This is a genomic window from Marinobacter sp. F4216 (genome assembly GCF_019931195.1).
Taxonomy (GTDB): Bacteria; Pseudomonadota; Gammaproteobacteria; order Pseudomonadales; family Oleiphilaceae; genus Marinobacter; species Marinobacter suaedae.
On the sequence record NZ_JAIOUO010000009.1, the window covers coordinates 38373 to 58909 of the forward strand.

General features: G+C 58.6%; 22 protein-coding genes. 9 read left to right on the forward strand and 13 right to left on the reverse strand.

What is annotated here, in order from left to right; all coding sequences use genetic code 11:
• Positions 1-19: 19 nt before the first annotated feature.
• Positions 20-1579 (forward strand): glutamate--cysteine ligase, encoded by a 1560-nt coding sequence (gshA, locus tag K8I84_RS16145; RefSeq protein WP_223795800.1) that lies wholly within the window; start codon positions 20-22, stop codon positions 1577-1579.
• Between the two features lie 115 nt (positions 1580-1694).
• On the forward strand, positions 1695-1910 hold the full coding sequence (gene rmf / locus K8I84_RS16150; protein ID WP_223795801.1) for a ribosome modulation factor: 216 nt from the start codon (positions 1695-1697) through the stop codon (positions 1908-1910).
• A gap of 120 nt (positions 1911-2030) precedes the next feature.
• On the opposite strand, the gene K8I84_RS16155 is transcribed toward rmf, so the two are convergent.
• Positions 2031-2177 (reverse strand): hypothetical protein, encoded by a 147-nt coding sequence (locus K8I84_RS16155; protein WP_223795802.1) that lies wholly within the window; start codon positions 2175-2177, stop codon positions 2031-2033.
• 121 nt (positions 2178-2298) lie between these two features.
• Here K8I84_RS16155 and K8I84_RS16160 point away from each other — a divergent pair, with 121 nt between their 5' ends.
• Together K8I84_RS16160 and rsd are read left to right on the forward strand one after the other, a co-directional pair.
• A complete protein-coding gene (locus K8I84_RS16160; protein WP_223795803.1) occupies positions 2299-2802 on the forward strand; it encodes a disulfide bond formation protein B in 504 nt (167 codons plus the stop codon).
• 100 nt (positions 2803-2902) lie between these two features.
• Positions 2903-3382, forward strand: coding sequence for a sigma D regulator (gene rsd, locus K8I84_RS16165; protein WP_223795804.1), 480 nt, complete (start codon positions 2903-2905; stop codon positions 3380-3382).
• 76 nt (positions 3383-3458) lie between these two features.
• Here rsd and K8I84_RS16170 read toward each other — a convergent pair whose 3' ends face one another.
• From K8I84_RS16170 to K8I84_RS16180, 3 genes are all read right to left on the reverse strand, one after another.
• On the reverse strand, positions 3459-4196 hold the full coding sequence (locus tag K8I84_RS16170; protein WP_223795933.1) for an FKBP-type peptidyl-prolyl cis-trans isomerase: 738 nt from the start codon (positions 4194-4196) through the stop codon (positions 3459-3461).
• Positions 4197-4319: 123 nt separating this feature from the next.
• Positions 4320-4694 (reverse strand): DUF4124 domain-containing protein, encoded by a 375-nt coding sequence (locus K8I84_RS16175; RefSeq protein WP_223795805.1) that lies wholly within the window; start codon positions 4692-4694, stop codon positions 4320-4322.
• Positions 4691-5248, reverse strand: coding sequence for a TIGR02444 family protein (locus K8I84_RS16180; RefSeq protein WP_223795806.1), 558 nt, complete (start codon positions 5246-5248; stop codon positions 4691-4693). The genes K8I84_RS16175 and K8I84_RS16180 overlap by 4 nt, the downstream gene beginning before the upstream one ends.
• Before the next feature lie 45 nt (positions 5249-5293).
• Between K8I84_RS16180 and abc-f the strand changes: the two genes are divergently transcribed.
• A complete protein-coding gene (gene abc-f / locus K8I84_RS16185) occupies positions 5294-7246 on the forward strand; it encodes a ribosomal protection-like ABC-F family protein (protein WP_223795807.1) in 1953 nt (650 codons plus the stop codon).
• 4 nt (positions 7247-7250) lie between these two features.
• Here abc-f and ppx read toward each other — a convergent pair whose 3' ends face one another.
• On the reverse strand, positions 7251-8783 hold the full coding sequence (gene ppx, locus K8I84_RS16190) for an exopolyphosphatase (RefSeq protein WP_223795808.1): 1533 nt from the start codon (positions 8781-8783) through the stop codon (positions 7251-7253).
• A gap of 244 nt (positions 8784-9027) precedes the next feature.
• Here ppx and trxA point away from each other — a divergent pair, with 244 nt between their 5' ends.
• Complete coding sequence (trxA, locus tag K8I84_RS16195; RefSeq protein ID WP_223795809.1) at positions 9028-9354, forward strand: thioredoxin TrxA; 327 nt, start codon at positions 9028-9030, stop codon at positions 9352-9354.
• A gap of 61 nt (positions 9355-9415) precedes the next feature.
• Here trxA and K8I84_RS16200 read toward each other — a convergent pair whose 3' ends face one another.
• The 4 genes from K8I84_RS16200 to moaB are packed head-to-tail and all read right to left on the reverse strand — an operon-like array spanning position 9416 to position 11950.
• Entirely contained in the window at positions 9416-9862 is a 447-nt protein-coding gene (locus K8I84_RS16200; protein WP_223795810.1) for a molybdenum cofactor biosynthesis protein MoaE, read from the reverse strand.
• A gap of 1 nt (position 9863) precedes the next feature.
• The gene (moaD, locus tag K8I84_RS16205) at positions 9864-10124 is read right to left on the reverse strand and encodes a molybdopterin converting factor subunit 1 (RefSeq protein WP_223795811.1); all 261 of its coding nucleotides are present in this window, start codon (positions 10122-10124) and stop codon (positions 9864-9866) included.
• Positions 10125-10126: 2 nt separating this feature from the next.
• Positions 10127-11341: a gephyrin-like molybdotransferase Glp gene (gene glp / locus K8I84_RS16210; protein ID WP_223795812.1), complete on the reverse strand. Its 1215-nt coding sequence runs from the start codon at positions 11339-11341 to the stop codon at positions 10127-10129.
• 36 nt (positions 11342-11377) lie between these two features.
• The gene (gene moaB / locus K8I84_RS16215; RefSeq protein WP_223795813.1) at positions 11378-11950 is read right to left on the reverse strand and encodes a molybdenum cofactor biosynthesis protein B; all 573 of its coding nucleotides are present in this window, start codon (positions 11948-11950) and stop codon (positions 11378-11380) included.
• Between the two features lie 375 nt (positions 11951-12325).
• Between moaB and rho the strand changes: the two genes are divergently transcribed.
• The 3 genes from rho (at position 12326) to K8I84_RS16230 (ending at position 16338) form a co-directional block, all read left to right on the forward strand.
• The gene (rho, locus tag K8I84_RS16220; RefSeq protein WP_223795814.1) at positions 12326-13588 is read left to right on the forward strand and encodes a transcription termination factor Rho; all 1263 of its coding nucleotides are present in this window, start codon (positions 12326-12328) and stop codon (positions 13586-13588) included.
• Positions 13589-13844: 256 nt separating this feature from the next.
• Entirely contained in the window at positions 13845-15332 is a 1488-nt protein-coding gene (gene ubiD, locus K8I84_RS16225; protein WP_223795815.1) for a 4-hydroxy-3-polyprenylbenzoate decarboxylase, read from the forward strand.
• Positions 15333-15345: 13 nt separating this feature from the next.
• Entirely contained in the window at positions 15346-16338 is a 993-nt protein-coding gene (locus K8I84_RS16230) for a 2Fe-2S iron-sulfur cluster-binding protein (RefSeq protein ID WP_223795816.1), read from the forward strand.
• Between the two features lie 39 nt (positions 16339-16377).
• Here K8I84_RS16230 and K8I84_RS16235 read toward each other — a convergent pair whose 3' ends face one another.
• The 4 genes from K8I84_RS16235 to hemC are packed head-to-tail and all read right to left on the reverse strand — an operon-like array spanning position 16378 to position 20492.
• Positions 16378-17619 carry a heme biosynthesis HemY N-terminal domain-containing protein gene (locus tag K8I84_RS16235; protein ID WP_223795817.1) on the reverse strand — a complete coding sequence of 414 codons (1242 nt, stop codon included), beginning with the start codon at positions 17617-17619 and terminating at the stop codon, positions 16378-16380.
• Positions 17616-18749, reverse strand: a complete 1134-nt coding sequence (locus K8I84_RS16240; protein WP_223795818.1) for a uroporphyrinogen-III C-methyltransferase — start codon at positions 18747-18749, stop codon at positions 17616-17618. The genes K8I84_RS16235 and K8I84_RS16240 overlap by 4 nt, the downstream gene beginning before the upstream one ends.
• A gap of 8 nt (positions 18750-18757) precedes the next feature.
• Entirely contained in the window at positions 18758-19570 is an 813-nt protein-coding gene (locus K8I84_RS16245) for a uroporphyrinogen-III synthase (protein WP_223795819.1), read from the reverse strand.
• Positions 19551-20492 carry a hydroxymethylbilane synthase gene (hemC, locus tag K8I84_RS16250; protein ID WP_223795820.1) on the reverse strand — a complete coding sequence of 314 codons (942 nt, stop codon included), beginning with the start codon at positions 20490-20492 and terminating at the stop codon, positions 19551-19553. The genes K8I84_RS16245 and hemC overlap by 20 nt, the downstream gene beginning before the upstream one ends.
• Between the last annotated feature and the right edge of the window lie 45 nt (positions 20493-20537).

Below are 20537 nucleotides of genomic sequence, written 5' to 3' on the forward strand. Positions count from 1 at the left end.
GCGGCAGCAGGAGTTCACGATGGCTGGATCCCGCTTTTCTGTTTTGCGCCAGTTTGCCGAAAGTGACTGGCATGGTTTTCTGAAAGGGGTGGAAAAAGAAGGTCTGCGGGTAGACCGCAACGGCTTTATTGCGCAAACGCCTCATCCGAAAGCCCTGGGTTCCGCGTTGACCCATCCCCGGATTACCACCGACTACTCGGAAGCCTTGCTGGAATTGATTACCCCGGTTTGTCGCACGACCAGCGACCTGCTGACGTCGCTCCGGCAGATCCACCAGTTTGTGCAGCAGAATCTGGGTGACGAGGTGTTCTGGGCTGCGAGCATGCCCAGCGCGCTGGATGGCGACCCCAGTATCCCCATCGCGGAATACGGTACCTCCAACATCGGTCGCCTGAAGCATGTTTATCGGCAGGGGCTGGCGGTTCGCTATGGCCGCATGATGCAGAGCATCGCCGGTGCACATTACAACCTGTCCCTCCCGGACGAGTTCTGGCGTACCTGGCAGGCAGCGCTGGGGAATCAGCAGAAGCTGAAGGACTTCAAGTCGGATCAGTATTTCTGGCTGGTACGGAATTTCCGTCGTCGCAGCTGGTTGCTGATGTTGCTGTTCGGGGCCTCGCCGGCCCTGGATGCGAGCTTTGTGGCGAATGTCAGTCACAATCTTTCACGGTTTGATGATCAATCCTGGTTTGGTGAGCAGGCGACTTCGTTGCGGATGGGGGATCTTGGGTATCACAACAACGCCCAGTCGTCCCTGAACATCTGTTTCAACGAACTGGGCACCTACACCAAAACACTGCACCGGGCGATTCATACGCCCTGGCCGGAGTACGAAACCATTGGCAACCGTCGTGGTGACGACTTCATTCAGATCAATACCAGCGTGCTGCAAATTGAGAACGAATACTACAGTGCGGTCCGGCCAAAGCGCACCACCGAGCGCGGCGAAAAGCCCATTCAGGCTCTGGATGCGCGGGGTGTGGAATACATCGAGGTTCGCTGTCTCGACCTGGATCCGTTCTCACCGGTGGGCGTGAATGCCAGTCAGATCGATTTTATGGACCTGTTCCTGCTGGATTGCCTGCTGGAAGACAGTCCACGTATCGGCGACGACGAGTGCGAACGGCTGGATGACAACTACAAGGATGTGGTTGCCCGAGGGCGCGATCCGGAACTGAAACTGTGTAGCGGTGGTTCGCGGGAATCGATGATGAATACGGCCAACGAACTGCTGGACCAACTCGAGCCGTTGGCAGAGTTGCTTGATGGCTGGGGCGACGGCACGACTTACCGGTCTGCGCTAGCAGACCAGCGCCGCAAGCTGGAGGCGCCCGATCTCTCCGGAGTGCCTTCCGCCCAAGTGCTGGCTGCCATGGATAGTCAGCGTATGGGACACCGGGAGTGGGCACTGGCCATGTCCCGTCAGCATCAGGACTCGCTGCGACAGGAAGGACTCGATGCAGAGGTTCTGTCGGAATTTCAGGCGATGTCCGAGGCTTCTTTGGCCGAACAGCGGCAGATGGAAGAAGAGGATAACGAGCCCTTTGACCAGTTCCTGGAGCGCTACGTTCAGACTTAATCAGAACTCCATTCCAACTCCCATGGACCTGTATCACAAATTCACAGTGCAGGTTTGTGGGGGATGGAACCGACTGTTAGTTTTTACGTCACGACCGAACAAGGAGAGTGGTGGCATGGCCAGGGATATCAAGCTCGGCTGGGACGTAGAAGCGCTGAATAAGGCCTATCGACAGGGTTATATGGCGGCGTCCATGGGTATGGACAAAAGCCGTTGTCCCTACCGTGGTGACGTGGTCATTGCCGCCTGGGAAGCTGGCTGGGACGATGCTTCCGAGGCGGTTAGCCAGCAAAAGAACCAGGACGACGACTTTTTCTCCTGCATCGCCTGACCCTCTCCAGCGCATCCTGCGCTATCTCTGCACCACAAACTCAAGTTAACAGAACCCCGGTGACGGATTCGCCGGTCTGCTGCTCTTCGTATACCCGATGGATCCGGCTTTTTTGCCTTGTCACGCAACGCCTGCTGACCCTTGATGGAGGTTGGTTGCCCGGTCCCGGTCCTGTTCACCAAACAACCTCACCCGTTCGTGGCGCAGCCGGAGCAGAAAGAGCGTAAGCGCCATCAGGGGCAGGAACGAGGTCAGTTGCTGTGTCATAGCCTTGATGTTGGTCATGGTTTAGGGTTTAGTGGCGACGGCATGTCGCGCATTTGGATGGCCGGAGCACAACAGCCCGGTGCGACGATGCAGTTTAAATTCACTGGCTTGAGGATGTGTTTTGACGAGCAGGACCGTGTTTGGCTTGGTATGTCTGGTGTGTGCCGCGCTGCTGGGTGTGGCCTTCTACATGGAGTACGTGATGGGTTTGGAGCCCTGTCCGCTGTGCTGGTTGCAGCGGTTTGGTTTCATCGGCGCCGGGCTGGTTGCTTTGCTCGGCTTGTTGCATGGTCCTTCTGGCCTGGGCGTTCGTATATACGGTTTCATGCTGGCTGTTATGTCGGGCGTGGGCCTGGCGCTGGCGGGCCGGCAGCTGTGGTTACAAAGCCTGCCGGCGGATCAGGTCCCGGCGTGTGGCCCGTCCGTGGATTACATGCTGGAGGTATTGCCGTTCTTCGAAGTGTTGTCAACGGCGATACGTGGCACGGGAGACTGCGCTGAGGTAGTCTGGCGCTTTCTCGGCCTGAGTATTCCCGGCTGGACAGCTGTCTTTTTCTGCGTATTGATAGTTGTCGGTTTGGTGCTGCTTTTACGCGGATCGGGACAGGAGCGCAGGGCTCTGTGAATAAGGTTGCGAGGGCCCTCGCCTTGGAGTAATTTGAAAATTAACCAAGAATAATTGGGTCAGTTCAGAACGCTGGCCGGGCGAATGGAGACCAGGGGTCATGTTGGAAAACTGCCGGAATGCCAGGGAACGTTGGGGTGGCGTCAGTGAATTGATTGATCGCTGGCTCAAGGAACGTCAGGAATTACTGGTTCTGTATTGCGAGCTGTCAGGCGAGAGCGAAGGCGTCGAGCCGGAGATCCTGCGCCACAAGCTGGTCCGCCTGTGCGAGGTTCTGGTTGACTACGTATCGGCCGGTCATTTCGAGATCTATGAGCAGCTGATCGAAGAAGCGAAGGAGTTCAATGATGGCGGCATCGAACTGGCAGCGAAGGTCTATCCCCGCCTTGAGGAAACCACAGAAGTTGCGTTGAACTTCAATGACAAGCTCGACGGTTGCGAGGCAACGGACGAAGGTGTGAAGTCCATGTTTGACGACCTGTCCAAACTGGGCGAGGCTCTGGAGAGTCGGTTCGAAGTGGAGGATTTCCTGATCGAACACTTGCACAACGTACACGCTGGCAAAGAAGCCCCGGTCTGATCTGATCAGGCTTCCAACAGTCACAAAAAAGCCTCAGCACCGGAAACCGGGCTGAGGCTTTTTTGATGCCGGCAGCTTATTCGCTGTCAGCTTCGCTTTCTTCGTCGGCGCCCGGGTTAACGTCGAGCAGTTCAACGTCAAACACCAGGGTTTCGTTCGGGCCGATAGCCCTGTTGCCGCCAGGGCCGTACGCCAGTTCAGCCGGGATGAAGAGCTTGTAGCGAGCGCCTTCACTCATCAGCTGAAGACCTTCTGTCCAGCCCGGAATCACCTGGTTCAGGGCGAAGGTTACCGGCTCGCCGCGCTCGCGTGAGCTATCAAATACCTCGCCGGAGAGCAGTTCGCCGGTGTAATGAACCTGAACGGTGTCGGTAGCGGCCGGCTTGTCGCCGTCACCTTCTGCCAGCACCTCGTACTGCAGGCCGGATTCGGTCGTGGTCACCTCTTCGCGGGCGCTGTTCTCAGCCAGGAAAGCTTCGCCCGCTTTCTTATTCTTCTGGGCCAACTCTTCCATCTGCTTGACCTGTTGCTCCTGAAGATCCTGTTGGTAGGTCATCAGGGCTTCCTGGATTTCCTCGCGGGTCATGCGCTGGGTTTCCTCGTCACCTGCATGGCCATGCTGGATGCCTTGGAGAAACTGATCCATCTGCAGGTCGGGAAGGTCGTTCTTCATGCGCTCGCCGAGCACCAGACCCATGCCGTAGCTGACTTTTTCATTGGTGGAATCCAGCTTCGGGTCTTCGGGTGTTTCCTGGGGGGCTGAACAACCGGCAACCAGACCTGCCACTGCCAGCGCTAGCATTGTTTTTTTCATCACTTCACCTTTCACCATGTTGCAGGGGCTCCTGCCCCCGGATCGTGTATTCGGAACGCAGAAGGTAACGGGTTATGGCTGTGGATGCCACTGAACATGTGTTAAGAAAGTGGACCCTTTCTCTCAGCTGCCGTTACTTCCCGGAGTTGGGCTCATGGCGAAAGGAGCGTGGTAGGGGGCCTGCCAGTCCGTTTCCGGCGCAGCGGCAGTGCCACTGTCACTGACCCGTTCAATGGCCAGGCTGTTCCATGGATCGTTCTCTGGCGGCTGGTCGGCAAAGTGCCAGTGGCCGTTGTTATCGCGCCACTTGAAGATGATGTCCGGCCCATCGATGGACACGGGGGTGGGAACCAGGCCCTCAAAAGCCGGAATGTCGGTCTGCTTTTCTTCTGCGACGGGCTCGGTGACCTGCTCTGGGGCTTCAAGGCCGAAAAAGATCAACAGCATCAGCAGCCCGAGCGCCGGGAACGAGAGTCGCAGCAGCCACTTCGTTATCATGGCAAGGGTTCTCCCTTGGGGAAGTTGGCCAGCGTCCTGGCCAATGAGTTCAAATAGGGTGTAATGCACCGGGACAATCCCGTTACCGGAGCCGCAGCCTCAAGATTCCTCTGAATCAGTCCGTCACGTCCGTGCATGTCGCACGTTTCAGAGTTGTTCTTCATCAGGGAATGCCATGCCAGTGCCAGTTCTATGCGTTCAGCCTCCAGTTCAAGACTGGCCACGCCTGGTCTAAATGACTGACATGCCTCGTGATGTTTCGGTAAAGCCTGTCTGGCACTGCGTAATGCTGTGGTGACACGCTTTCGCCACACTTTTAGCGTATCATCCTCGTCGCCCGAATAGCGATGGCCATTAAGGGCCAGCCATCCGGCACAGAGGATTCTCGTAACACTCCAGCCTTGTTCCTGTAACGCCAGGCAGCTTTCCTTAACGCCTGGTTGTTTCCAGAAACCAATAGCAAAACGCCAGAGAGGGTTATCGGGTTCCAATTGATTGGGCAGTGTCAGAGGTATTTCCTCTGCGGGGTCATGATTTTCAGACCGAATCGGCATGACTCAGAGCCTTTCCTGACACCGTTACGTTGATAAAATGGACCGATGCTAACGATAACCGATCTCAGTTTACAACGCGGTGGCGTATGGTTGCTACAGTCAGCCGGCCTCACCGTTCAGCCCGGCCAGCGGGTGGCTATTGTCGGAGCCAACGGTGCCGGTAAGTCCAGTCTGTTTCAGTTGCTTCTGGGCCAGTTGGCGCCGGAGCAGGGCCAGGTGAGCCTGCCCGGGGGCTGCCGCATTGCCCACATGGCTCAGGAAGTCGAGGCTTCCGAGCGCAGTGCCCGGGATTATGTGCTTGATGGCGATTTCGAGCTGCGGCGGCTGGAGGCCCAGTTGGCGGACGCCGAGGCGCGCGGGGATGATCATGCCCAGGCCCGCATTCATGGCGAACTGGACGTGCACGAGGCCTGGTCGGCACCGCGCCGCGCAGAAGCACTGCTGAGGGGGCTTGGTTTCGCCGATTCCGATGCAGACCGCCCGGTGTCGTCATTCTCGGGCGGTTGGCGGATACGGCTCAACCTTGCCCAGGCCCTGATGCGACCATCCGACCTTCTGTTGCTGGATGAGCCCACCAACCACCTCGACCTGGATGCCTGTCTGTGGCTGGAGAGCTGGCTGCGCCGGTACAGCGGCACCCTGCTGTTTATTTCCCACGACCGGGATTTCATGGACCGGGTGGCCAGCCACGTGGTTCATTTCGACCAGCAGGAGCTGGAACTGTATACCGGTAACTATTCGGCTTTCGAGACTCAGCGCAGCGAGCGGCTGGCCCAGCAGCAAGCGGGGTACGAGCGTCAGCAGGCGCGCATTGCCGAAATTCAGCGTTTTATCGACCGGTTCAAGGCCAAGGCCACCAAGGCCAAGCAGGCGCAGAGTCGGGTTAAGGCCCTGGAACGCATGGAGCGCATAGCGCCGGCCCACATCGATTCACCGTTCAGCTTTGAATTTCCGGTGGCCGAGAAGGTCTCTAACCCCTTGCTGACCATTCGAAATGGCCAGGCCGGCCATGGATCCGTACCCATACTCCAGGGCGTCAACCTGACGCTGTTACCCGGCAGTCGGATAGGTTTGCTTGGGCCCAACGGGGCCGGTAAATCCACTCTGATGGATGCGCTCCGGGGCGAGGGAACCTTGCTGGCCGGTGACCGGGTCTGCGGCGAACATCTGGCAATCGGTTATTTCGCCCAGCATCAGCTCGAGTCTCTGGATCTGGATGCCAGTCCCTTCCTGCATCTGCAGCGGCTCAGCCCCCGGGCTTCAGAGCAAAGCATCCGGAATTTTCTCGGCGGTTTCGATTTTCATGGGGATGATGCGCTGGCTCCCATTCGCTCTTTCTCCGGTGGCGAAAAGGCCCGGGTGGCCCTGGCGGTGATCGCCTGGCAGAGGCCGAATCTGTTGCTGCTGGATGAGCCGACTAACCATCTGGATCTTGAAATGCGTCAGGCGCTTACCCTGGCGTTGCAGAATTTTGATGGGGCCATTGTGGTGGTCTCCCATGACAGGCACCTGTTGCGCAACACCGTGGATGAGTTCTGGCTGGCGAACGAGGGGCAGGTGCAACCCTATGAAGGCGATCTGGAAGACTACGAGCGGTGGTTGGCGGAACGCCGGAAAGAGGATTCGGAGCCTCCTCGCTCCCGGAATGGCGGGGCACCCGCTGCAGCCGATAGCGGTCAGAGCGATGGGGCCATTGGTGAGAGCGCGGAAGACCGCAAGGCCCGGAAGCGGGCTCAGGCGGAACTGAGGCAGAAACTGAGTCCGTACCGGAAGCGCCTGTCCACACTGGAAAAGGACATGGAAAAGCTGCACGGGCAGTTGAGTCGTCTTGAAACCGAACTGGCCGATCCGTCGCTCTACCTGGCAGAAGGCAAGGTTCGGCTCAAAGAACTCCTGGGTCAGCAGGCGGCGGCTAAGGCGCGGCTCGACGACGTCGAGACCGAATGGATGTCAGTGAGCGAAACCGTGGAGTCCCTGGAAGCGGAACTGGCTGGCTGAGCCGCTAGCTGTCCACAATTTCCAGGGTGAAGTTTTGCCTGGCCAGGAATTCCTTCTCGTTTTCCAGGTCGGCCAGGGTCAGTGGCCGATCATCCAGCCAGCCTTTCTTGAACACCAGCACCAGGCGGTTGGGGTGCGCGTGCAGCGTCCAGGCAGGAGGTGGCTCCATGTTCCGGGGGTGCTGAATGATGTTGGCCAGCCGGATCAGGATGCACAGATGCCTGAGCCGGTATTCATCATCCTTGTCGAGGTCTTCGAAGATAGCGGGTGAGAACTTGCGCCGGTGTCCCCGAACAAGCACAGACAGATCCCGTTGGAACTGTTGGGTAAAACCGGGCAAATCAGAGTAGCGTAACAGGTAGGCACCGTGCTTGTGGTACTGACTGTGGGAAATGGTCAGGCCTATCTCGTGCAGTCGGCAGGCCCAGCGAAGCACATCTTCGTCGGCGCTGGTGTGAATGCCCCACGCTTTGGCCACCTGATTCCAGGCTGAAATGCAGGTTTCCTCGACGGCTTCGGCGTGGACCTGGTCCACATGATAGCGTTCCTGGAGCGCAGAAATGGTCCGCTCGCGTACGTCCTCGTGTTTGATCCGGCCAAGGATGTCGTACAACAGGCCCTCGCGCAGCGCACCGTCGGCAAAGGCCATGTCATTTATACCCAGGGATTCAAACGCGCCCATCAATATCGCGAATCCGGCCGGAAAAATGCTTTGCCGATCAATCCGGATGCCGATTTCCCCTAGCCTGTCGGTTCTTCCCATATTGATCAGGCGGCGTCGAAGCTCCTCCATACCGGCACGGGTAATCGTGCCATCGGATATCTTCAGCGTCGCCAGGGCATTGGCGATGGCCTTTATGGAACCGGAAGACCCCACTGCGCTTTTCCAGCCGGTGGAACGATAGGATTTGCTAATGTTCAGCAATTCCTGTTTGGCATGGGTGACGGCCTTTTCCATCTGCTTGCGAGTAATTTTTCCATCCGGAAAGTACCTGTTCCGAAAGGACACGCAGCCCATGTGCAGGCTTTCCAGGTGCTGAGGTTCAAAGCGTTTGCCGATAATGAACTCTGTGCTGCCCCCGCCGATGTCGATGACCAGGCGACGACCCGAATCGTCTGCCAGGGTGTGTGACACCCCGAGATAAATAAGCCGGGCCTCTTCGCGGCCTGCAATGATTTCGACCGGGTAGCCAAGAATCTCTTCGGCGCGGGCAATGAATTCGCCGGTGTTTCGGGCGACCCGGAGTGCGTTGGTACCCACAACCTGGACAGACTCCGGAGGGAAGCCTTTGAGTCGTTGGGCGAACCGGCTCAGGCAGGCGAGTCCCCGCTCCTGAGCTTCTGGCGTCAGGCGGTTCTGGTCGTCCAGGCCGGCACCAAGCTGGACCTTTTCGCCCATTTTTTCCAGCGTGCGAATTTCGCCGTGAACCACGCGGGCAACGACCATGTGAAAGCTGTTGGAACCCATGTCGATGGCGGCCAGCACGTCGTTGGACGATGCCGGTCTCACGTTTTCGGCGGTGGATGTCGACGTCACGTTGGTCCAAGTCCTTTTCGTCCGGAGGGTTGCGGTAACTATAAGCGAAATTCCTGAGGTGTGTCAGTAACGGGTAGGGGGAGCTACGGCTTCACATCCACGAGACCAATCGCGTAAAGTATGGCAATCCAATACGGTGATGAGCTGTACAAGATAAGAGCAGCTTTATCGGTGAAACCAATGATGCCCGGGGAAGCACGGCAGGCAGGCTGTGCATGCAGGGTGTCCTGAACAGGAAACTGTAATGAGCGGAAATATCGTAAACGTAACCGACGCTTCTTTTGAGCAGGACGTGCTCCAGTCTGATGTCCCGGTTCTGGTGGACTACTGGGCTGAGTGGTGCGGACCGTGCAAGATGATTGCTCCGGTACTGGAAGAGGTCGCCGACGAGTACGCGGGTAAGCTGAAGATCTGCAAGCTCAACATCGACGAGAACGAGCAGACTCCGCCCAAGTTCAACATCCGTGGTATCCCGACCCTGATGCTGTTCAAGAACGGCAACGTGGACGCCACCAAGGTCGGCGCACTGTCCAAGTCTCAGCTGGCGGCCTTCCTCGACAGCAACCTCTGATTACGGATCAGACGGTTCAGACCGCCCCTGGGCTATGCCCTCGGGCGGTTTTTTTGTTCTGTTACTTCCAGGTTTTCGTCCGGGCCAGATCGGTTTCTTTCTGCTCCACCCAGTGCTCCCCGGATTCCGCGAGTTCCTTCTTCCAGAAGGGCGCGGATGTTTTCAGGGCATCCATGATGTATTCGCAGGCCGCAAACGCATCGCTTCGGTGTGCGCTGCAGACCCCAACGAAGACAATCTGATCGTTCAGGCTGAGCCGTCCGACACGGTGAATGACCCGGGTTTTGCGAACGTCCCATCGTTTGGACGCCTCGTCAATCAGCCCTGCAATCACCTGTTCGGTCATGCCGGGGTAATGTTCCAGATAGAGGCCTGTCACGCCTTGCTGGTCGCCGTGGTCGCGAACCAGGCCGGTGAACGTGGCGATGGCGCCGGTGCCCGAACCGCTGTCCCTGAGACTGGCGTATTCAGCACCGGGGTCAAAGTCGTTGGTCTGGATCGAGATCATCTCAGCCTCCGGTCACCGGGGGGAAGAACGCGACTTCGTCGCCAGCCTGCACCGGTGTGGTGGCTTTTGACATGGTCTGGTTAACCGCAATCATGATCGGTTGGTCCCCGTCCAACTGGGCCCAGGGGCCGGAGCGCAGGGCGAGATCCGCGAGGATGTCACCGGCCGTCAGACCTGGCGATGCCGGAAGCGTCAGTTGTTCCGTGCCGAGTTCTTCTCGCAGACGGGCAAAGAATCGGATGGTAATGCTGTCGTTGCTCATGTTCAGGCCAAAAGCTCTTCGAATGAATAATACGTTAGCAGATCTCCCGGGCTGACCCGAGTGTTTTCGGGCACCACGGCCAGACCGCCCGCCCAGCAGGCAGAGCTGAGTACGCCGGAGTTCTGGTTCGGGTAGGCCTCCAGTGTGCATCGATCCGGCAAGCAGGCCTTGCGAGCGCGAATAAACTCCCGCCGAATCGAGGGTTCGTCCACCGAGAAGTCCGCCGGTAGGGTTTCGCCTGAGGGTGTCAATCGTGCGCGTCCCTGGCATTTCCGGATAAAGGGCATGGCCACCATCAGGAACGTGACCAGTACCGAGGCCGGGTTGCCGGGCAAGCCAATGACCGGTGTGTCATTCATGTGGCCAAAGGCCAGCGGTTTGCCAGGCTTGATGGCAAGGCGCCAGAGGGACAGAGTGGACGACTCTTCAAGAACTACCCTGACGTGATCCTCTTCCCCGACCGACACGCCGCCCGTGGTGATGACCAGATCGGAGGCGTCAGCGGCGCGGAACAGCGTGTCCCGGGTTGCCGTGCGATCGTCGGCCAGAGACTCACACAGGGTAACTTCGCAGCCGGCTTGGGCCAGAAGGCCCAGCAGAGTGTAGCGATTGGTGTTGTAGATTTGCCCTGCAGCGAGCGGTTTGCCGGGATCCACCAGTTCGTCACCGGTAGTGAGTATGGCGACCCTGAGTCTGCGCTGTACAGGAACCCGGGCGAACCCCATGGAAGCCAGCAGTCCCATTTCCTGGGGGCGAATCAGGGTTCCTTGTGGCAAGGCCATGCTGCCTTCGGTGAGATCCTGGCCGCGGCGGCGGATGTTCTGGCCTTCGCTGACGTCCGTGTGGATCACGATGCCGTCGTCCGAAGCGTCCACGCGTTCCTGCATCACCACGGCGTTGGCACCCGCAGGAATTTCAGAACCGGTAAAGATTCGTGCGGCGGTTCCCGGTGCCAGTTCTCCGGGTGGGTGTCCGGCTGGTATTCGGATGGACACAGGTATTGCACGACCCGGGTGAACGTCCTCGAACCGTACCGCGTAACCATCCACCGAACTGTTATCCGCCGGCGGAACGTCGGCCGGCACATGCTGGTCTTCCGCCAGTATCCGGTGCAGGGAATCGGGCAGTTCTACCGTTTCCCTGGTATCAAGGCCTTTTGCCTGTGACAGAAGGTGACTGAGGGCCTCTTCAAGCGGTGTCAACTGGGGTGCGGCCATGCGTTGAAGCTCCTTGTTTTTGTTCTGAAAGCGGCGCTAGCGGGAAGCCTGTTGCCCGATGATGTCCTGGAGCCGGTCAAATGCCCGTTCCGGCTTTTTCAGGGTCAGCCCTGAGAAGTTGCAGGGGGCGTGTCGGCTGTCCAACTGGGATTTAAGGATGTGCTCCCATCCGGTCCGGCAGGCTCCGGTGGAACCGGGCAGGCAGAAGATGACCGTGTGGTTGGCCAGACCACCGAAGGCTCGGGACTGAATCGTCGATGAGGCAATTTCGGAAGCCGACAGCCGGCGGAATTCCTCGCCAAACCCTTCAATGGTTTTGTCCAGCAACGGCGCCACGGCTTCCGGGGTGGAATCCCGTTCGTGGAAGCCGGTGCCACCGGTGATAATTACCGCGTGTATGACCGGGTCAGCAATCCAGTTGGCAATCAACGCTCGTACCAGATACACGTCATCGGGCAGCAGCCTGCGGGCGAGCAGCCGGTGCCCGGCTGCGATGACCTGATCCTCCAGGAACTGGCCGGACGTGTCCTCCTCAGGCCCCCGGGAATCCGACACCGTCAGAAGGGCGACGTTGAGAGGGATCAGTTCGCTGGTGATGTCACTACTCATGGTGGGCACTCCGAACATTCAATCAATGTTGTTTTTTACACAGTATCGGTGTGAATTCCGGTGAATGGAAGTAGGATGGATACGGAAAATGTTTGGAGAAAGAGGAGTCTGCCCGTGTCAGCAGTATGAAATCGATGTTATTTTGGACAGTGCACTTGACATGCGCGGCCCAAGTGGCCGAATATCAAACCTGCTCGGCAAACGGTTGTTTCCACTCCCGGCTCCAGTCCCATATACACCGGATTCCACTTACAACCGGTTGCTTCATCTGGCCAGCATCACGTTCAACGACGATAAGCTTTGACCAAACTGATCAGGGGCACCCCTGTCATTCCATTATTCGTTTACTTCCATTCCTGAAAATCCAACAAAATTATGAATCTTACTGAACTCAAGCAGAAATCCATGCCCGAATTGCTCGAAATCGCGCAAGAAATGGGCCTCGATAACCTGGCTCGTTCGCGCAAGCAGGACGTGATTTTTACGATCCTGAAGAAGCATGCCAAGAGCGGCGAGGACATCTACGGGGACGGGGTACTGGAAATTCTGCAGGACGGTTTTGGCTTCCTTCGCTCCGCTGACGCATCCTACCTGGCGGGGCCGGACGACATTTATGTGTCACCGAGCCAGATTCGTCGTTTCAACCTGCGTACAGGCGACACCATCGCTGGCAAAATCCGACCTCCGAAGGATGGCGAGCGCTACTTCGCGTTGTTGAAGGTCAACGAAATCAACTTCGACAAGCCAGACAACGCGCGCAACAAGATTCTGTTTGAAAACCTGACGCCCCTGTTCCCCCAAGAACGGTTGATACTGGAAGCCGGTAACGGCAGTACCGAAGACTTGTCGTCGCGGGTGCTCGACCTGGTGGCACCGATTGGCAAAGGCCAGCGTGGCCTGATCGTGTCGCCGCCCAAGGCAGGTAAAACATTGCTGATGCAGGGTATTGCCCAGTCTATTACCCGCAACAACCCCGAATGCTATGTGATGGTTCTGCTGATCGACGAGCGTCCGGAGGAAGTGACCGAGATGCAGCGTACGGTACGCGGCGAAGTGATTGCCTCCACCTTCGATGAGCCGCCCGCCCGTCACGTCCAGGTCGCCGAGATGGTGATCGAGAAGGCCAAACGTCTGGTTGAACACAAAAAAGACGTAGTGATCCTGCTGGACTCCATTACCCGTCTGGCCCGTGCCTACAACACGGTTATTCCGTCCTCCGGTAAGGTACTGACCGGTGGTGTGGATGCCCACGCGCTGGAAAAGCCGAAGCGGTTTTTTGGTGCTGCCCGTAACGTGGAAGAGGGCGGCAGCCTGACCATTCTGGCAACCGCGCTGGTAAACACCGGCTCCAAGATGGACGAAGTGATTTACGAAGAGTTCAAGGGTACCGGCAATATGGAAGTGCACCTGGACCGGAAGATTGCCGAGAAACGGACCTACCCGGCCATGAATATCCGCAGTTCCGGCACGCGCCGTGAAGACCTGTTGATGAGCGAGGCGGACATTCAGCGCGTATGGATTCTGCGCAAGCTGCTGCACTCCATGGAGGATGACACAGCAGCCATCGAGTTCCTGTTGGACAAGCTCAAAGACACCAAGACCAACGACGAATTCTTCCAATCGATGAAGCGTCGTTAAAACGGAATATCGGTCAGCCACGGCGCGCCGGTCTCTGAGACTGGCCCGCCGGGATGCCCTATCCCGAACACGCTGTGGATACGTCCCTGTACGCTTGGTCTTGCCATCCCTGGCAAGACACAGTTCGGGGCAGACCATCCCGGCTATTTTTCCAGACTCCTGCAAGTACTCCTTCCCATTCTGACTTGGTACGAGAGTCTGAACATCTGATTAGCCCTTTATCCCGTAAACATGCCCGAACCTTTCGGAGCCCTTCATGAAATACAGCGACCTGCGAGACTTTATTGACCAGCTTGAAAAACTGGGCGAACTGAAACGCATCTCGGCAGAGGTTGAACCCAAGCTGGAAATGACGGAAATCTGTGACCGCGTTTTGCGAGCAGAAGGTCCCGCATTGCTGTTCGAAAATCCGAAGGGGTATGGCATGCCGGTGCTGGCCAACTTGTTTGGCACGCCCCGGCGGGTAGCGCTGGGCATGGGGCAGGACAATGTCACGGCGCTCCGGGATATTGGGAAATTGCTTGCGTTTCTCAAGGAGCCCGATCCCCCCAAGGGGTTCAAGGATGCCATCGAGAAGCTGCCGGTGTTCCGCCAGGTCATGCGGATGAGCCCGAAGGTGCTCCGATCGGCGCCTTGTCAGGATGTGGTGATTGAAAAGGACAGGGTGGATTTGTACCAGATTCCGGTGCAAACCTGCTGGCCTGGAGATGCTGGTCCGCTGGTAACCTGGCCGCTGGTCATAACTCGTGGCCCCAACAAAGAGCGTCAGAATCTCGGGATCTATCGCCAGCAGGTGATCGGGCGCAATCGCCTGATCATGCGCTGGCTGAGCCATCGTGGTGGTGCGCTGGATTTCCAGGAGTTTCAGAAGGCTCATCCGGGCGAACCCTACCCGGTAGCTGTCGCGCTGGGCGCTGACCCGGCAACCATACTGGGCGCAGTGACCCCGGTGCCAGATACGTTGTCGGAGTATGCCTTTGCGGGTTTGCTGCGCGGCAGCAGGACCGAGCTGGTGGATTGCCAGCTGAGCGATCTGCAGGTGCCGGCCAGCGCCGAGATCGTGCTGGAAGGATTTATTTATCCGGACGATATGGCGCCGGAAGGCCCGTTCGGGGACCACACCGGCTACTACAATGAAGTCGAGCAGTTCCCGGTGTTTACGGTGGAGCGGATTACCCATCGCAAGGACCCCATCTACCACAGCACCTACACCGGGCGTCCGCCCGATGAGCCAGCGATTCTTGGGGTGGCGCTCAACGAAGTGTTCATCCCCATCTTGCAAAAGCAGTTTCCGGAAATCGTGGATTTTTATTTGCCGCCCGAGGGGTGTTCCTACCGCCTTGCGGTAGTAACCATGAAGAAACAATACCCTGGCCATGCCAAGCGCGTGATGATGGGGGTATGGTCCTTCCTGCGGCAGTTCATGTACACCAAGTTCGTGATCGTCACCGATGACGATGTGAACGCCCGGGACTGGAAGGACGTCATCTGGGCCATGACCACCCGGATGGACCCGGCCAGGGACACCACGCTGATTGAAAGTACACCGATTGATTACCTGGACTTCGCCTCGCCGGTCGCCGGACTGGGATCGAAAATGGGGCTGGATGCTACCAATAAATGGCCGGGTGAGACCGATCGGGAATGGGGCACCCCCATTACCATGACTGACGAGATTCGTCAGCGGGTGGACGAACTGTGGGATCAGCTGGGCCTTGAAACCTCGGCCAATAGCCCCGACTGATAAGGTCAGCCGGGTGTATCATGTCATTCTTGAGCCTTCCGGGCTTAGTTATCGGGCGGCGCCTAAGGACAACCTGCTCAGTGCCGCCAAGCGGGCGGGCATTGCCGTCCCCGAGGCCTGTCGCAATGGGGTATGCGAAATTTGCGAGGCTCGGGTACGGGCCGGCACCGTCCTGAATACCCGAAATCAACACACAATACAGGTTGGCGAGCGTCTGATGATGTGCAGAAGTCTGCCGCTCGAGGACCTAACTTTGGAGATAGACGCTGTTATGGCAGCCGGAGCGATTCAGCCGAGTAAATTTCAGGCCAAGGTGGTCGATGTGCGATCCATCAATCACGATGTCTATCGTGTTGAGCTCCAGCTCCCGCGCCGGCGGGATCTGACCTTCCACGCCGGCCAATATCTGTCGGTGAACCTTCCCGGTGAGGGCCCCAGTTTCTTCTCCATTGCCAGTGGCCCGGCGGCCGAGAATCTGGAGTTGCACATTCAGGCATCCCCGGATTGGGGCTCAGCCCAGAAAGTCATCGACGCCTTGAAACCCGGCGCCGAGGTTTCCCTTGATGTGCCCTATGGCAAGGCTTGCCTGGCGGGCGCGCCGAGCAAGTCATTATTTCTGGTGGCTGCGGGCACGGGCTTTGCCCAGATGAAAAGTCTGATGGATTTTCTCGATGGCACGTCCTACGACCAGCCCATCAAGCTTTTCTGGGGAGTGCGTCGCCATGAAGACATGTATCTTCGCTCGATGGCCCAGCAGTGGGAAGCCGACTTGCCCAACTTTACTTTCCTTCCGGTGGTTGGCGACGACGAGGATAACGACTGGAGCGGCCATCACGACCAGCTTGTACGGGCGGTGCTGGCTGCCGGTGGTGACTGGTCAAACGTAGAGGTACACGCCAGCGGCTCGCCTACCATGGTGTACACCCTGATGGATGCTCTTCTGGACGCGGGTTTGCCGACGGATGCGTTTTTCTCGGATGTACTGGAGTATGCGCCCAGAAACTGATCGGTAGCCGGGCCGGATGATCGGTTCCGGCCCGGTTCCTCAGGCCTTGGGCATCGGCAGTTCCGGCAGACTGTTGTCCTTTGCCAGCCCCTGCATCATCAGTTTGATGCTGACCTCTTCCTCGCCCATGTGAGCATTCAATCGGCTGAGTTCGGCCAGGGTTTCCCTACTCCTGCGCAGATGCAGGCTGGTTTCAAAATATTCTCGGGCCTTGCCCCAGAGTTCGTTACGCAGGCTCAGACGCCCCAAGGCCAGCAAAAGCTCGGGATTGTTTGGTCGATCCTTCAGCCACTGTTCGGCCATAATCAGCTGTTCGTCCGGATTCTGACCTTCAATCCGGCCATACAGATTGATCAGCTCATCACTCCAGTGGTTCCGAAGTACCTTGCGTAGCAGAGTTTCGGTTTGGGCCTCGTCGCCCAGGTTTGCCAGCAGTCGGGCGTAGTCCTTGATGGTATGTTCATCCCGGCGCAGATAGCCCGGCAGTTCGTCCCACAGGCGGGTCAGGGGTTCCAGTGACGCGCCAGGGTCATCCTGACGACGCTTCCGACACTCCTCAGCCGCGGTTTCCAGAAGGTTGTGCCACACCTGCCGTTGAAGTTCGTGGAACTCGCTTTCCGGCAAGACATCGTGTTTCTTCAGCTCTGGCAGGAGTCTGGCCAGCTCCTTCCAATCCTCCAGCTTGAGGTAGGTGCTTTTCAGCAGTTTGAGGACGAATGGGTGGTTAGGCGATTGCTTGCGCAGCCTGACCAATGTCGCCAGCGCCTGTTCGTAACGGTTACCCGCCAGTTGCAGCTGCGCCTGGGTGATGCCCACCGCCATGTCTGATCCGGGGGTGCTCTCAAAGGCTCTGCGCAGAAGCTCCTCAACACCGTCGTAGTCGCCGCACTCGAAGGAGGCCTGGGCAGCCGCCAGATAATTAATCAGCGGCGTGTCGGCATTGTTGGCGGAGGTGGTGAGCAGTTTGCGGGCCCGGGGCCAGTTGCCCTCGGCCAGCGCCAACAGTCCGTTGGTGGTGCGCCGCTGGGCCCGGCGCTTGTTGCCCCGGGACAGCCAGCCTTTCACTGCGCCACCGCTGCGGCCCATCCGACGCACGAGGCCGATGAACAGCTGGATGAGCAGAGTGATGACCACCAGCAGGCCCAGCCCAACCCAGAAATTGGTTTCGACAAGGTAGTTGCCAAAGCTGACCCGGATATAGCCCAGGTCGTACTGAAGACCCAATGCCAGACCCGTACCGATCAGCAGTGCAACCAGAAGAATAAGTAACACGCGAATCATGAATTGCCGCCTCCGTTACTGCCTCCGGAGTTCTGTTCCGAGTCGCCTTCCGGCGCCAGGCGGCCTGCCAGACGCTGTTTGAGCAAAGAGAGTGATTTGCTGATATCCGGCACCTCGGGATCAACGTCCTTGCCCGCCAGTTCAGCCAGGGTCTCTGCCAGGGCGTTCACCCGCGGATGGCTGTCGTCGTACCAGTTATCGATGGTGTCCGTGGCTTTGGCCAGGGCGCGCTCATACAGGGTCTGATTGCCCCTGAGTACGGCCATTTCGGCTTCTTCCAGCATCAGCTGCAGATTCAGGCGGGCATAGGCGCTCTGGTCCGGTGACAGCAGCGGTTTGACCGGCTCATCCATACGGCGCACCACCACCACCTGCATCATGGTTTCCTTGAAGTCGTTCCAGGCCAGGTCCAGGGCATCCGGTTCCTCGGTACCTTCTGCTGCCGGTTCTCCGCCATCCTCAATGTTGAAGTCCGGCGCCTGGCTGTTGATCAGGGCCTGATCGGTCAGTTGATGGACGCTCTCGATAGCGGCCTCCAGGGTCAGGTACAGCCCTGTGCGATCCACATCACTGATGCTCTTGAGGCTGAGCATTTCCTTGGCGACTTGCTGGCGTACCGGAAAAACGCCGATGTCATCGGACTCCTTAAGGACCTCATCGGCCGCTTGCAGCGCCGACAGGGCCCCTTTGATGTCCTTTTCAATGATCAGGCGCTGATTGGCGATGCGTAGCAGATACTCGGCCTCGGCAAGGAGCCAGTCAGTGCGGGTGCGGTTGCCGGATTCCAGAAGTTCGCGGGCGTTGTGGTCGATTTGTCGCTGCTGGGTGGCAATCAGTTCGCGCTGTTCGCTCAGCTTGCTCTCCAGGCTTTGCAGGCGTTGGCTCTGTTCGCTGCGCCCGTCGCCCAGGCGATCCGCCATCTGCGAGGTATCAGTTTTGAGGTCTGCTACGGCCTGTACCAGCGCCTGATTGTTGTTCCACTGTTGCCAGTTCCACAACCCCAGTGCGATGGCAGCGACCAGGGCCAGTAACGCTATGAGCCATATCGGCCACAGTCGCGGTCGCGCGGGTTTGTCTTTGGAGATGGGAGCGGGCAGTTGTTCTTTTGCTTCTTCAGTTGTCTCAGTCACGGGCGTCCTTACTTGGCTGAACCGAAGCCACCGTCCCGGCCGTGAAGTTGATCTGCAACACTGGCCACGATGTCAGTATCGGCAAGGCTTCCTGGTATGCACGGATTCACGAACCCTGCTGCTCGGGCCTGCTCGGCGACTCGGGCGGCGGGAACAATCAATAACCTGTCGTGTAGATTATGGCTGCTATTTCCGCATAGTGCGATGAGATTGTTCAAGGTTTCGCCAGATAGCGCAATGACGGCATCCGGAGCGAAGTCCTTGATGGCGCTCTGGATCTCCTGTTCAGTGTGGTCCGGAACGCGGCGCTGGTAAAGCGCAAGAGCCGTTACCCTGGCGCCTCGTTGCTCCAGGGTCTGACGGATCAGCTCCCGCCCGTCTTCACCCCGCACCAGCAGCACTTGCTCTCCACTGAATCTGGCCAGGGAGGGCAGCGCCAACAACGCTTCGCTGGTCCAGCCATTGCTGGGTTTGCGGGTGCTGATGCCGTGCTTGGTGAGTACCGAAGCGGTGCCGGAGCCGACCGCGTACCACTGAATGCCCGTCGGTAACTGCGGCCACCAGTTGTCCAGCTCTTCGAGCAGCAGCCGGGCCGCGTAAGGGCTGACAACTAGGATGTGGGTGAATTGATCCAGGTTCAGGATCAGGGTGCGCCTCTCGGGTGTTTCGGGCAGGGGCTGGCGTTCAATGAGGGGGAGTGTGCGGGTCTCGGCCCCCGCAGCCCGGAAACATCCGGCCAGGCGTGAGGCTTCCGGTTCCGGCCGGCAAATCAGGATGCGCCGGCCGGTTAGTGGGGCTGAATCAGCGTGGGGTGTGGCCATAAATGTCTGCCAGCACCTTGTCTGCTCCCAGGGCAAGCAGGTCTTCGGCCAGTTCCTTGCCCAGTCGTTCGCCCTCTTTCCGGGGAGCGCGACCTTCCACTCTGAAAATCTGGCTGCCATCAACGGCACCGACCAATCCACGCAGCCAGAGGGTGTCATCCTCTTCCAGTAGCGCGTACGCGGCGATCGGCACCTGGCAGCCGCCTTCCAGCCGGCGGTTCAGGGCACGTTCGGCGGAAACCCGGTCCCAGGTGTCTTCATGGTTCAGCTCGGACAGCATGGCACGCAGTTCCGTGTCATCCAGGCGGCATTCGATGCCCAGCGCGCCCTGACCGACTGCAGGCAGGGAAACGGTATCCGGCATGGAATAACGAATGCGATCGTGGAATCCCAGCCGCTTCAGGCCGGAGCTGGCCAGAACGATGGCGTCAAACTCACCGGCATCCAGCTTGGCGAGGCGGGTGTTGACGTTGCCCCGGAGCACATGGATGTTGAGGTCTGGACGATAGGCCCGAAGCTGGGCCTCCCGTCGCAGGCTGGCGGTGCCGACCACGGCGCCTTCCGGCAGGGCATCGACATTGTCATAATGATTGCTGACGAAGGCGTCGGTGGGGTCTTCCCGCTCACAGATGGCGACCAGGCCCAGACCGTCCGGGAAGTGCATGGGCACATCCTTCATGGAATGAACGGCCAGGTCCGCCCGACCATCCAGCATGGCTTCTTCCAGCTCTTTGACGAACAGGCCCTTGCCGCCGATCTTGGCCAGGGGAACGTCCAGAATCTTGTCGCCCTGAGTTTTGATTTTCACCAGTTCGACAGTCACGTTGCTGTTCAGGCGCTCGAGTTCGGCCTTGATGAATTCTGCCTGCCAGAGCGCCAGGGCGCTGCTGCGGGTCGCGATGCGAAGAGTTCGTTTGGACATGACTCTCTCAGTCGGTTCGAAATAGGTGGGCCAAGGGTACCTTTT